The organism is Bacillus sp. FSL L8-0152 (genome assembly GCF_038006365.1).
GTDB lineage: Bacteria > Bacillota > Bacilli > Bacillales > Bacillaceae_G > Bacillus_A > Bacillus_A cereus.
Window position 1 is genome coordinate 2,889,073 of the sequence record NZ_JBBOVB010000001.1, and the last position, 13,329, is coordinate 2,902,401.

Consider the following 13,329-nt stretch of genomic DNA (forward strand, 5'->3'; position numbering starts at 1 on the left):
AGAATTTTAACAACATTTATTTTAGTGCATATTCCATATTCCATATTTATGCAAATAGCTTAAACTCTTCATTTTTACAATATGTGATTGTTCCTTGTACCATGACATTCATACATAAAAAACTGCACCTCCAATTGTTAGACGGTGTCTAACAATTGGAGGTGCAGTTCAATGGCTAGCTGTTTTTTTATTACTTTGGCATCACAAATATAGTTTCATTTGACTTAGAAAATTGATACTCTTTTCTCGCAAACTTCAAAATTTCTTCTTCATCGTCTGTTAAATTTTCTATGTTAGTCTTTAAAGAACCTTTATCTTTCTTTAAAGATACTAATTGTTTCTTTTGATCCGTAATCGTATCTTTCTTTTTATCAATTACTTCTTGTTGTTTCGTTAAAATATATTGAACGTACAGAGTAGTTGCCGCAATAAAAAGGACCATTAAAATAAGACGCCTTAACTTCTTTTTATTTATCTTACGCTTGTCACTAGGTTGTGATGATTGTTCTGGTATATTAGGAACATTTACTCGTTTGAGTTTCCTCATTCAAATCCCCCTAACCCATATTTTTCACTACCATCGGCACGTTTTCTTACTAAACTAAATTCTATTCTTATAAAATAAACTCCTTCACAAAAATATCCCATAAATTAACCAATTAAAGATAGCATTCGACGACATTTCTACATTTACACCGTTTTTTTTTATACATGCTGCTATAAAATAGTAGTTTCTGTAATTCTTTTTCTACTATTGTAGAAGAGTTTTTTCACACACAAAATTCTTACCTCACATATCCATGTTATAACATGCTTACAAGGAGGGGAAATATGCATTACCGCACATTAGGTAAAACTGGAATAACTGTTTCTGAAATAGGTTTTGGGGCATGGGCAATCGGTGGTGATGAATGGGGACCTGTTAACGATAAACAATCTATAACTGCTATAAAAAAAGCAATTGAGTGTGGTGTGAATTTTATTGATACTGCGGATGTGTATGGTTTAGGACATAGTGAAAAGTTGGTGGCTACCGCGATTAAAGGACATCGTAATGATATTATCCTATCAACGAAAGGTGGTTTAATCGGACACCACTACGACCCTAATGGAGTTCCTGTATATGATACTCCCAAAAAAATCATCGCCGTATTTGAAACAAGTTTACAACGTCTTCAAACAGATTATATTGATCTTTATTTTTGTCATATTTGGTGACATAATCGTAGAGAAACAGAAGCATTTCTACGTGCATTTGACATATTAAAACGTGATGGAAAAGTAAGGGCAGTCGGTGTTTCGACTCATGATTTACAATACATTCATCATTTCAATAACAACAACGAAATTGATATCGTACAACTTGATTACAATATATTAAATCGAAAACCTGAAAAAGATATATTACCATTCTTACAAGAGAAAAATCTAGGAGCTATTATTCGTGGTCCATTAAAAATGGGCATTTTAACTGGAAAATTCACAAATAAAACAATTTTTCCAGATGGAGATTTACGCAAAGAATGGCCAAATGAAACTTGGTTTCAAGAAGACTTACAAACCGTAGAAAAACTTCGATTGTTCTCAAATAAAAATCAGAACCTAGGGCAACTTGCACTTCGCTATGTACTCTCTCATCCGGCAGTAAGTGTTGTAATTCCTGGTGCCAAAACCGGAATGCAAGCACAAGAAAATGCAAATGCATCTGTTCGCCCTATTTTGAGTGATGAAGAGCTTAACTATATTCATTCAATATAAAAAGCCCAATCCGGGCTTTTTAATTTGGCAAACTAATATCATACTCCATTCGCTTCGCTGTGTCCTCCGCAACATGCATACCTAACAAGTTTTTCACAATATGAAATGCCATATTAATTCCAGCTGAAATTCCGGCAGATGTTATAATATGTCCTTCATCTACAAACTTTACATTTTCTATAACTTCAACATTTTGAAACTCATTTTTAAACTTTTCAATACTAGCCTAATGTGTTGTTGCTTTTAAACCTTCCAGTAAACCTGCTTTCGCCAGTAATAGCGCTCCTGTACAAACTGAAGTCATCAGCTTTACTTCTTTCATTTGTTGGCGAATCCATTTTATTACTATTTCATTTTTTATTTCATATTCTCTAGCACCTAGCCCACCCGGAATTATTAAAATATCCACTGATGGTAAATTTTCAATACTATAATCTGGCTGTACCTTCAATCCGTTCCTTGCTGTAATCATTTCCCCATTCTCGCTAACGGTATAAACAGTAAATGGTTTTTCTTCATTCACCTCAGTTACAGAAAAAACTTCAAATGGCCCTGCAAAGTCTAACACTTCTACTTCATTAAATAAAAATATACCAACACTCCATTTATTCATCATAAGTTCACTTCCTGTTTCAAATGATGTAATAGATGATCATATCCTTTTTCTAATGCAATATCATACGCTGTTTTCCCATCATTTTTCTTTATCATCTTATTAGCTCCATTTTTAAGGAGTAACATAATTATTTCTTCATTTCCTAATAATGCCGCTTCGTGAAGTCCTGTCCAGCCACCACTTTGCATAATATTTACATCTGATCCTTTTTCAATTAAGAAAGCAACAAGTTCACTTTGCTTGTTCGCAATTGCTGCTTGCAAAGGCGTATTTTCATTTTCGTTTTTCGCTCTACTATGTATATCTGCACCGCTTTCTAAAAGAAAACTCGCTATTTCTTTCTGTCCAAAATAAGCTGCTAAATGAAGTGGTGTCCATCCATCTTCACTACATTCGTTAACAATAAATACTTGGACTCGCCTTTATAAACTCCACTACTTTTTCCTTATGACCACTTAAAACAGCTTGTACTATTGATTGTAAATGCTCCATAATAATCTCCTATCCTTCAAAATATTTAAGCATCCCCTTCTACATGTTCTATTAATTATTACATTTTCCTTTTAAAAACTTAAGTTTACATAATAATATTATAAATTACTTTTGTACTTAATGTTGAATAGCAATAATGTTTAAAATAATACCTTTAAACAATAAAGACTATGATTTCATTAGAGTTACTGAAAAAAGCAATTAAAAAAACTATACACATAGTTTTCATCGTATTCGTTCAGTTGCATGAACTAAAACAGGTAATGTTTATTCTGCTATTCATGCTTTCAACATATCAAATAATATTATTCCAATAAAAAAACAATCCATTTTAAAAATGGATTGTTTTTTTATTTCTGTTTTATGCGGTTTATTTTATTTTTGTATTTTCAATGACGAAATAATTACACTTACAAAAATGAAATACTACTATCTTAGCCCCTCTTATAGTAAGTTTTTCGTTTGAAAACCAAAAACACATTTTCGCCTTACGATTAAAAAACATATGTAAAAATCTCTAAAACAGCTGCCTTATCATACTAATCTATAGCAATTCTGTCTTCTTCCCTTACCTGTTTCCTTTAACACATACGATTTTAAAACAAGCGCCGTTAATGAATCTGTTAATGTTTTATATGATAAATTTGATAATGCCAATAGATCGTTCGTATATAACATTCTATGCTTCTCTAATAATAATAGTACTAATCGTTCAGACGGTTTTAATGCCTCATCACTTTCTAGTATAAAGTCTATATTTTTCATTTCTCTAATTACTACTCCTTATATAAAAAAATACTTTAGGTGCTAATTTAATATAAAAATAATACATAACAAAATTTGAAATATATTAAAATAACATTGTTTTAAAACACTATTATACTATAACATATATAATTCTTCAAAAACTACATTTAAAAACGGTTAGTCATTCTCTAAATATGAATGACTAACCGTCTTTCAGCTTCTTCTCAATTAACATGTTTTACCTTAAATATTTCTTGCAATATGCGGCTTACTGTAATGACTTGTTCCACCGCCACCAACTACTACTTTACCGCCTTTTTCGAAAATTAATAATTTACTTGAACCATCTGCAAGAAGCACTATTACTTCAGCATTATTACTTGTTGCTACATAAATTACATAACCACTCTTTGATATACAAGTTTCCCAATTCGAATCAAATTCTGATCTTACTACACGATTTGAATACACTTGATTTTCAATTCTATCTTGTTCTACGTTCTCCAAATTTATTCTCCCCTCTTCCCTGCATAGTTATATATATTAAAATAGCAGTCCTGTTTAAAATAGTGACCGATTTTAACATAAATAGTATATGTAGTTAGTAGGAGAATGCTTGGACAATGGAAACAAGACAGTCGATTTTGTATTGACTGCCTTGTTTCCATAGATAGTTCTCTATTTTTCGTTTCGCAGAGCTTCAAAAGTAATCATTTGATTTGCATTTGACGGTTCTTTTTCATAAACATATTCAGCAGAGCAAGTAATGTTAGAGAAACCTATACTTTCTAAAAGGAGTTTAAACTCTACTATTCCATACCAGCGCAGCGCAAAACGTTGTAACTCTGTTTGTACTAGCTGTCCTTTACTCCACTTTTCATATTTCAAATATGATACAGTAACTTGGTTCAGCCAATCTATTTCAATTGATTTATTTTCTAATGTGATTCCGTCTCCACTCGGCAAAGAAAAAGTCGATGTATGAATTTCCCCAGTCTTCCAGTCATGCGGAAGCATAATATCTACGATTAATCGTCCGCCTGGATTAAGATGTTCATAAAAACATTTCAATGCGTTTATAGAATCCACACGATTTTCAATTAAACAAAAAGATCCAGTAGGAATGATAATCGCCTCATATTTATGCGGAAGTGAAAATTGTTGCAAGCTTCCTTCATATAAATTAGGATGTAAGCCTCTCTCTTTACACCGCTTACGGCAAGAATCAAGCATTTCAGGTGAATAATCTATCCCATCCACTTTAAAACCAGCCTCTAGAAGCGGAATGATGACACGCCCTGAACCTACTGCAGCTTCGAGAATTCTACCTCTACAATCTTTTAAACGTTCTTTGTAATACTCAATATCACCATTTAAAGAATAACCGACTGGTTTTGTGTAATCATACAGTTCCGTACAAAGTGTACTATAAAAACTAAACATTTATTTTCTCCTCCGTTTTTACGTACGGAAGATTCCAATTCAACTAATCTTCTCGTACCTCTAATTTTAATGCGCTTTCGAAAGAGCTGACTGTCATAATATATCACTCACTTTCCATAGAATATAATGATATTGTATTACATAACCTTCCAATTTGAAATATAAAATTAAAAATTCAGACTATAAAACAAAAAGCTTACTTTAGTAAACTCTTTGGAAAAGATATTTATTTCACAATCGGCAATGTCACTTCACTTAATTTCACTGTAAGTTTCGTGCCCGCTTTCGGTCTAATTGTATAATCATAGTCGCTAGCAATTAAAACGACCCCTATTTGATGTCCAGCTTTAAAGACATAATCATCTGGCTGCATGTCCCATGTGAATGTATAATCTTTGCCCGGTTGAATCGCTGTTGAATCTTCTATATTATTTAAGTTTTGTGGATCCATCCAGCCTCTCGTTACGATTTCCGGCTTCGTTCCTTCATAGTCAACAAGTAATGCTGTTAAATTTGATACAGATCGATCAATATTTCCTGTAATTGAAATCTTTGGTGTACCACTTATGCGTGTATCTTTTTGCAGTACAGGCATTGTATATACTAATCGATTGGCTACTTCTAATTCTGGGTTTGCTACTAATTGATTTGATTTCATTTGTGCATCATCTAAGAATGAGAAAACTTTATTAACAGATCCCATACTTAGTGGAAAATTGACTGATTTATTACTTAAATACATACGGATTTTTGAAGGTACAGCCGCTGGATCTGGCCAATTTTTTATCTTTTGCCACGATTTATTTTCTCTTTGCACATCAACCATTGGTTCATCCATAATTCCATTTTCAATTCCGTACAACCAATAATCTAACCATTTATTTTGTGTTTGCTGCCAGTTATTATTTGATGTCCCACCATGACCACCTTGGTGTAGCCACATTTTACGAGGTACATGATTTTCTCCGAGTGCATCCCACCATTGCGCGAACTGCTTCGTCTTAACATTCCAATCATTTAAACCATGAACAACAAATACGCTTGCTTTTACATTTTTAGCATCTTTTACATAATTGCGTTTATCCCAAAAATCATTATAATTACCTGTTTTTCGGTCTTGTCCAGCCGTTAACTCTTTTATAACTTGTCCGCAAACTTCAGGATTTTCCCTTGTCAGTACTGCTTCTGCCATATTATCTGTATCTTCTCCTTGATATCCGCCTGGCGCAATTACTGCACCATTTGCACGATAATAATCATACCAACTACTAATTGCTGCGATTGGAATAATTGTTTTTAAACCTTCAACTCCAGTAGTCGCAACAGCATTTGGTAGTGTACCATTATAAGAAACTCCAGTCATACCTACATTTCCTGTAGACCAATTTGCCTGAACTTCCTCACCCTGTTCTGTAAATGCTTTCGCGCGACCGTTTACCCAATCAATAACAGACTTTGTACCGAGTATTTCTTGTTCATCTCCAGTTGTAGGGCATCCATCTGATTTTCCAGTACCGATACTTTCGCCTAGAATAACTGCATAACCTCTTGGCACGTAATAGTTCCCATACGAACCAAGATTAACCGCTCCATACGGTTTTCCTTCATACGCATACAATTCTTCATCTACATTATATACAGGAACATCTTTTAATCCAGATCGATATGGACTCATTTCATAAATAACAGGAACCTTCACATTCGAATCTGTCTTTGGACGCATAACTTTTATCGATACTCTGTCTTTCTTACCGTCGCGATCACTATCAACTTCTGTCTCTACATATAAATTTTCGATAATGGCTTCATCGAGAGAATAAATCGGCTTTGTCATCCCATTTTCTAATTCAATTTTCGTATTTTTAGTCTCTTCTTTCTTCTCTGCATGCACATCCATAGTAAAGCTAGGTATAATTGTTGCAGATAGCATTGCTGACAGTGTAATTGCCATTTTCTTTTTACTCAAAATGTTCCCTCCCCTTATTCGTTCTCTTTTACTATATAACAAAATAACTGAAAATTCAGTTTTATTTTTATATAATAGTTGAGAAACTCAAAGATTTCTTATTAAGTAAAATTCAATACAGGTGTGAAAGTATTTTCCCACTCCCAGCTTCTATATAAAGTGAGCCCACACCAATCGGGCGTTTACGGGCAGCGGGGCCCCCACCTAACTTCTTTGCTTCCGCTGAATTTTGAGTTTTGGGGTCTTACTGCCCGGCAAATAGCCGGAAAAATAGAGAAAAAGACAACCGATATTTCTATCGATTGTCTTACATTCCATTTATTATTTTTCTAACTCTTTAAAGGTATCTTTCAAGTCTTTATCAGATACTTTTATATCTGCATTTTTAAGCAGATCTCTAGTAACTTGTTGATGGAATTGAGGATCTTGTATACGTTGCTGTTCTAATTCTTTACGAATATTCTCTTTCTCTTCCTCATATGGTTTAAGCTCTTTTTTATCCGTTAGCTTAATAATATGATATCCGAAAGAAGATTTAACAGGTTCACTCAATTGACCAACTTCTAACTTATACGCAGCATCCTCAAATTCTTTCACCATCATACCAGGTCCAAATTCAGATAGTTCCCCACCTTTTTCTTTAGAACCTGGATCCTCTGAATATTGTTTAGCCAATGCCGCGAAATCTTCGCCACTATTTAATTTTTCTTTAATTTCTTTTGCTGTCTTTTCATCTTTTACTAAAATATGGCTAACTTGAAGCTTTGGCTTATAATGATCTTTAATATCTTTTTCCGTTACGGTTGCTTTAATAGCTTTTTCAAAAGCAAAAGTAAGCTTTAATTTCTCTTTCAACTGATCTTCATTTTTCACACCATTAGATTCCATATATGTATTAAAATTATCGCCCATCTTGTCTTTTAATTCTTTTAGTTGTTTCGTTACCTCTTCATCCGTAACTTTATATTTATCATTTAATACTTTTTCTACTACCATTTCAGATAAATTCTGTTTACCGTAGTTTTCTTTTAATTTTTTGTTAAAATCGCTTTCTGAAATGCTTCCTGATTTTGTCGTTACAATATTATCTGATGAACCACATGCAGATAAAGATAACGTCATACCCATTAAAATGCTACCAATTACTAATTTCTTTCTTTTCAAATCTGAATACCTCACTTCATTAAATTCAAATATAACTATGTAAATATAACGTTTTCCTGTGAACTTCACGTGAATTTAATGAAAGTAGAACATTTGCTAATTCTCCATTTAATACATCAATTTTGAAAATTATGGTGATTCATCCTGTATCGCTAATCTCTAAAGCTGCAAAAAGGACTAATATTTTCATTAGTCCTTTTTCACATTTATATAAAATTGAATTTCTCCATCTATAGAGGAAACTCCATATTCAAAACCATGCCTTTCTAAAATACTTTTCACTATCGCTAAACCTAATCCTGTACCTGATTTTTCTTTACTACGAGAAGATTCTAGTACATAAAAAGGCTCCCAAATTTTCTCTATATCTTTAATTTTATCCGTATGAATGCCATTTTTTATTTGGAAATATATACTTTTATTTCTATCTTCTAATGTAATTATTATGTTTTGATTTGCTGTATATTTTATCGCATTAGAAATTAAATTTTGAAACACCATTCTCATTTTATTTAAATCTGCATAAACGATTGTATCGCCCGCATTACAATTTACTTGCAAGTTAATTTCTTTCGAATCCAGTTCAATCTGATGCTTATCTAATATACTCTGGACCAGTGGTTCAATGGGGAATTCTTCTTTTTGTAAAATATCTCTTTCTAGTTTAGAAAATCGTAATAATTCTTCAATTAAGTTTGATATTTGATCTGTTTGTTTAATAATTGTATCTACATAAGTCCCATCATCTAATCCATCTTTAATCCCCATAGAGTATGCTTTTACTAATGCGATCGGTGTCTTTAATTCATGCGTTACATCACCCATAAATCGTTTTAAATGTTCATTACGATCAGTTAAGTCTTGATGTGCTTCATGTAGTTTTTCACTCATGATATTAATACTATTGGCCAACTCTCCTATTTCATCATTCGTTTTCACTTTCGTTCTTTTAAACTGCAAATGTGAAATATCCTGAGCCACATCACTTAACTCTTTCAGTGGTGTCGTTATTATTTTTGAAAGTATCCACACAAGTAAAATAATAAGAAGGAGCGAGAAACATAGGATATATAAGTAAAATGTATTTAACGTATTTATAATTTCATTTGAATTCGCAATGGAAGTCCCAATTAAAATTATCGTATCATCTTTCGCAATATATTTAGCAAAAAAACTCGCTTTTACCTTTCCTTGATCGTACAGTTTATTCGATTGCCCTTCCGTCTTCACTTTCATAACTTCGTCTTTCGTAATCCAAAGCTTATTTAACGTTACTTTCTTTTTCGTAAGTTGCATGCGTAACGCGTCGTTCATAGCATCTTCTGACTGATTAATTGGCGTATACGCAATTGTAACATTATTTTCACTTTCAATTGTATGAATAACATCTTCTAAATCATTGACTGGCGCATTTTGTATTTGAGTTGTAAATTCATTTAAGTTTTCACGTGTTTTATAAATATTATATTTCGGCAGGAGAAAGTTAATTAATAATAAAGAAATTGTAAATATAAGAATAACGGTTAAAGAAATGCTGAGAAATAGCTTTTTCCCAAGTTTATTCACTTTGTTCCTCCAAACTATAACCCAGCCCACGATGCGTCTTAATAATATTTTCTCCAATTTTTTTACGCAGCCTTCTTACATGTGTATCAACCGTTCTCTCTTCTCCAAAATAGTCAAATCCCCATACAATGTCTAACAATTTTTTACGAGTTAAAATCGTTCCTTTATGATTTAAAAAGCATTTTATTAATTCGAGCTCTGTTTTTGTAATTTCTAACTCTATATCATTTTTATATACTTTATTTTTGGCGAAATTTATCTTTACATCTTGTACTTGAATAATATCATCATGCTGAATAAGTTTTTTCGCTCGTGTAATTAGTACTCCTGGATGAAATGGTTTTTTTACGTACTCGTCTGCCCCACTTTGAAGCGCTGCTAATTCATCTTCACTTTCACTTTTCGCCGTAAGCATTAATACTTTTACGCTTGAATTCTTTTTTATTTCCTGACAGACAGTAATACCACTATGTTTTGGCATCATCCAATCCAAAATAGCTAAATCAATTTTTTCATCATAAAATATTTGAAGTGCTTCCTCTCCGTCTTTCGCTAATAAAACTTCGAAGCCTTCTTTTTCAAAATAAGCTTTTAAAATTCTTAACATATCTTGTTCGTCATCTGCAATTAAAACTTTCATATTTTTTCCTCCATTGCTTTTAAACAAAAACCAATTGTATCATACAACATCTTTGTTACATGAATGTGACAGAAAAATATTTAAAGCTTTTGAGGGGATAGTAATGGTGAGGTGTTGTATTATGATAAAAAAAATCGGGGTCATTTCTCTTCTTTTATTTCTATTATCAACAAATGCATTAGCAAATACAAATCAACAAATTGAAGTGTTTGATTGTCAAAAAGAAATGGTCATTCAAAAACAATCTTTAGATCCAATAGTCCAAAAAGAAGCAGTTCAATACGCTAAAGCAATTACTGGTCCATTTAAAAACTTAAATGTCGTTCCAAAAGATGGCTATATGATAAAAATCCCATTATCTAAGCCGGTTTCTATTACTAATCAATGGTTACACACTACAATAGACGAAGTACTTATACTGCTCCCACTAAATGAAAAGCCTTATATTATGCTTTATGATGATGAAAATAATCCGCATTTTTATTATGTAAAAGGTAAACCAGGATTATTATTGAAACAAATGAACGTTAAAACGTAATTGACTGAAAAGGAGTCACCTTATAAGCTAAATTTTAAAAGCTAAGGTGCTCTTTTTTATAATAACAATTTAGTAAATGAAATTATAAAAGTTGGTTTTTAATATAAGGATCGCAACTTCATATATCAGCGATTTTTAAGATATATCGATTTACCAACAAAAAACCTGTTCGTAGCTATTATTTGGATAGCAATCTCTATAATAGTTTGTAGTGACTCGATCCCTTATATAATCCCCCTTTTACAAATCCATTCGCAGTATAAAACACATCCCCTTGCTTCGTGTCAGTATGTAAAACAATCACTTCAAAATACTTTTCCGCATGACATAATAGTTGGTTTAATAATAAGTTCCCTAACCCTAAACGCCGATAATCCCTTGAAATATAAAATCTCCTTAACCGCCCAATCTTATTGTCTTTTGTGTACGGATCCTCATTTAAACCTCCAACTCCAATTAACATATCACCTTGAAAAATACCATATAAACATTCTCCAGTTTTATTGAATGTATTTATTTCGTTTTTATATTCACTTATTAGCCTTATAAGGAAATTAAAACCTTCTTCTTCACTGTCTTGAACGAGATGACTGAATTCATATCCCATTAAATTTTCTATTTGTTGAATATGTATATCTTTCAAGTCCATTCCCCCTAAGTACGAAAATATATAAAATGCTCGAGAATCATTTATTCTGAGCATTTTTATGGTTGTTACTTTATGTAATTTATAGCGTGCGTATTCTTCACTTCATATCTAAACCGATAATACAGTTGATTAATTTTATTATGAAAATATAAGAGCCTTGCTACAATCTAGTGTGTGATAAGGCTCTTTAAAGTTGTTTAATTCTTATCGAATTAAAGCATGTGTTTGTTTAAGTGTATACATTCACCATTTATAAATTCTCTCAAATATACTATAAGTTTATATATTTCTCATTCTTCTCTAACAGGTTCAAAATAAATTGTAATTTGTTAATCGATATGTTTGTGTAACCACTGTTCAAATATCTTTAACTGTTCTTCAGTATGAAAGTAATGTTCACCCGTCTCCATAACTTCTAATTCACAACGATGTTTTTTTATAAAATAGTTAATAGTTTCAAATTCGCACAGTTCATCCTTGGCTCCGTACATAATATATGTATCTATATTCCATATATTAATAGGATGTTCTTTTACATAGCATAAATAATCCCAATATAACTTTTGACCAATAGGTGTCTCTATAATCATTTCTTTTTGCAAAAGCTCTGGTGTTACATTAAACCATTTCATCATATTTTCGATAATTCGTTCCATATTAACTACTGGTGATAAAAATAATGCCTTTTCTACCACATCATTTTGATAAGCTAAAAGGCTAAAATACGCTCCCATACTACATGCAAACACGTTTATTTCTTTCCAATGTTCTTTGGCATAATTCATAATTATAGATAATTCACTAACACAAATCTGTACTTTGCAAGGAGTATTATCATCTTTTCTTTCTCCATGCTCAGGTAAATCAAAGCTTAATACTTGATAACCTTTTTGTTTGGCTTCTTCAGCTAATATTTGAATAATTGTATCTTCCTTATTTGACATATTTCCATGTACTGCAATAAAAATTTTATCACTCTTATCTCCCCATAAAACCGCAGGAATATTACTAATTTTAAAATTATTTTTAATCATATTCCCTCCATAAACTAAGACATATAGGACTTGGCAAAAAACGCACACACTTTATTTACCTCTGTACAGCAGGTAATATCCCCTTCAACTCCATTAAATCATCTATTACTACATCAGCCTGAGCAAGTTCATCTTCTTGCGCAAAATCAAAATTACACCCAATTGCAAGTAAACCGTTGTCTTTCGCTGCATTTATATCAGATAGCCGGTCACCAACTACCGCTGCCTCTTTTATATCATATTTGTTCATAATACTTTTAACTAAGTCACCTTTATTTAGCGATTGTATTTGTTCAATACTAAACGTTTCAATCACCCACTTGTCTAAAGCATAATAAGTTACGATTGCTCGTAAATATTCTTTCAAACCATTACTAGCAATGTAAATGGAACAATTATTTTCTTTTATATATGTAAATATTTCTTTTACATTTGGATATAAAGCGCCTTTTCCGCTTTTTATGTTTTCAATAAGTCTATCTAAAAAATATGCATCTGTTTGTTCTCTTATTTCAATAGAATGGTCTGGTAATAAAGCTTCCCAAACTTTCGGTAACGGCACACCCATAATTTCTCTATATTTATCAATTGGTGTTACTGTATCCCATAATTGTAATGATCTTAAGTGATCAAAAGTATCATCTAATGATAATTCTAAAATTTTATCTGTTTGAAATAACGTACCATCCATATCAAAAATTAATGCTTGTAACATT

General features: G+C 31.9%; 12 protein-coding genes and 3 pseudogenes. 2 read left to right on the top strand and 13 right to left on the bottom strand.

All coding sequences use genetic code 11. The features are described from left to right. Window positions 1-190: 190 nt before the first annotated feature. Window positions 191-547 carry an FtsB family cell division protein gene (locus MHH27_RS14540; RefSeq protein ID WP_001228739.1) on the bottom strand — a complete coding sequence of 119 codons (357 nt, stop codon included), beginning with the start codon at window positions 545-547 and terminating at the stop codon, window positions 191-193. Window positions 548-831: 284 nt separating this feature from the next. Between MHH27_RS14540 and MHH27_RS14545 the strand changes: the two are divergent. Next, window positions 832-1,758, top strand: a pseudogene (locus tag MHH27_RS14545) (aldo/keto reductase). Window positions 1,759-1,777: 19 nt separating this feature from the next. On the opposite strand, the pseudogene MHH27_RS14550 reads toward MHH27_RS14545, so the two are convergent. The 9 genes and pseudogenes from MHH27_RS14550 to MHH27_RS14590 form a co-directional block, all read right to left on the bottom strand. Further along, a pseudogene (locus tag MHH27_RS14550) lies at window positions 1,778-2,374 on the bottom strand (DJ-1/PfpI family protein). Further along, window positions 2,371-2,866: pseudogene (locus MHH27_RS14555) on the bottom strand (ankyrin repeat domain-containing protein). The pseudogenes MHH27_RS14550 and MHH27_RS14555 overlap by 4 nt, the downstream one beginning before the upstream one ends. 534 nt (window positions 2,867-3,400) lie before the next feature. Next, entirely contained in the window at window positions 3,401-3,631 is a 231-nt protein-coding gene (locus MHH27_RS14560; protein WP_000789031.1) for a hypothetical protein, read from the bottom strand. 225 nt (window positions 3,632-3,856) lie between these two features. Continuing rightward, window positions 3,857-4,120: a hypothetical protein gene (locus MHH27_RS14565; RefSeq protein ID WP_000432429.1), complete on the bottom strand. Its 264-nt coding sequence runs from the start codon at window positions 4,118-4,120 to the stop codon at window positions 3,857-3,859. Window positions 4,121-4,291: 171 nt separating this feature from the next. Then, the gene (locus MHH27_RS14570; protein WP_000490914.1) at window positions 4,292-5,056 is read right to left on the bottom strand and encodes a class I SAM-dependent methyltransferase; all 765 of its coding nucleotides are present in this window, start codon (window positions 5,054-5,056) and stop codon (window positions 4,292-4,294) included. 226 nt (window positions 5,057-5,282) lie between these two features. Further along, window positions 5,283-7,022 (bottom strand): Xaa-Pro dipeptidyl-peptidase, encoded by a 1,740-nt coding sequence (locus MHH27_RS14575; RefSeq protein ID WP_340943062.1) that lies wholly within the window; start codon window positions 7,020-7,022, stop codon window positions 5,283-5,285. A gap of 321 nt (window positions 7,023-7,343) precedes the next feature. Next, entirely contained in the window at window positions 7,344-8,186 is an 843-nt protein-coding gene (locus MHH27_RS14580; protein WP_001987511.1) for a peptidylprolyl isomerase PrsA, read from the bottom strand. A gap of 189 nt (window positions 8,187-8,375) precedes the next feature. Next, window positions 8,376-9,752, bottom strand: coding sequence for a sensor histidine kinase (locus MHH27_RS14585; RefSeq protein WP_340943065.1), 1,377 nt, complete (start codon window positions 9,750-9,752; stop codon window positions 8,376-8,378). Further along, the gene (locus MHH27_RS14590; protein ID WP_000865979.1) at window positions 9,745-10,392 is read right to left on the bottom strand and encodes a response regulator transcription factor; all 648 of its coding nucleotides are present in this window, start codon (window positions 10,390-10,392) and stop codon (window positions 9,745-9,747) included. The genes MHH27_RS14585 and MHH27_RS14590 overlap by 8 nt, the downstream gene beginning before the upstream one ends. Window positions 10,393-10,513: 121 nt before the next feature. Between MHH27_RS14590 and MHH27_RS14595 the strand changes: the two genes are divergently transcribed. After that, entirely contained in the window at window positions 10,514-10,930 is a 417-nt protein-coding gene (locus tag MHH27_RS14595) for a hypothetical protein (RefSeq protein ID WP_000591776.1), read from the top strand. A 196-nt stretch (window positions 10,931-11,126) separates the two neighbouring features. Here MHH27_RS14595 and MHH27_RS14600 read toward each other — a convergent pair whose 3' ends face one another. From MHH27_RS14600 to MHH27_RS14610, 3 genes are all read right to left on the bottom strand, one after another. After that, a complete protein-coding gene (locus MHH27_RS14600) occupies window positions 11,127-11,573 on the bottom strand; it encodes a GNAT family N-acetyltransferase (RefSeq protein WP_000651687.1) in 447 nt (148 codons plus the stop codon). A gap of 335 nt (window positions 11,574-11,908) precedes the next feature. After that, window positions 11,909-12,613: an alpha/beta hydrolase gene (locus MHH27_RS14605; RefSeq protein ID WP_017763266.1), complete on the bottom strand. Its 705-nt coding sequence runs from the start codon at window positions 12,611-12,613 to the stop codon at window positions 11,909-11,911. A 55-nt stretch (window positions 12,614-12,668) separates the two neighbouring features. After that, complete coding sequence (locus MHH27_RS14610) at window positions 12,669-13,328, bottom strand: HAD hydrolase-like protein (RefSeq protein WP_000938413.1); 660 nt, start codon at window positions 13,326-13,328, stop codon at window positions 12,669-12,671. Between the last annotated feature and the right edge of the window lies 1 nt (window position 13,329).

Bases quoted from the DNA above. Each gene is read 5' to 3' on its own strand.
- MHH27_RS14595 (WP_000591776.1), top strand. From the start codon at position 10,514: ATGATAAAAAAAATCGGGGTCATTTCTCTTCTTTTATTTCTATTATCA.
- MHH27_RS14605 (WP_017763266.1), bottom strand. From the start codon at position 12,613: ATGATTAAAAATAATTTTAAAATTAGTAATATTCCTGCGGTTTTATGG.
- MHH27_RS14610 (WP_000938413.1), bottom strand. From the start codon at position 13,328: ATGTTACAAGCATTAATTTTTGATATGGATGGTACGTTATTTCAAACA.
- MHH27_RS14540 (WP_001228739.1), bottom strand. From the start codon at position 547: ATGAGGAAACTCAAACGAGTAAATGTTCCTAATATACCAGAACAATCA.
- MHH27_RS14590 (WP_000865979.1), bottom strand. From the start codon at position 10,392: ATGAAAGTTTTAATTGCAGATGACGAACAAGATATGTTAAGAATTTTA.
- MHH27_RS14570 (WP_000490914.1), bottom strand. From the start codon at position 5,056: ATGTTTAGTTTTTATAGTACACTTTGTACGGAACTGTATGATTACACA.
- MHH27_RS14560 (WP_000789031.1), bottom strand. From the start codon at position 3,631: ATGAAAAATATAGACTTTATACTAGAAAGTGATGAGGCATTAAAACCG.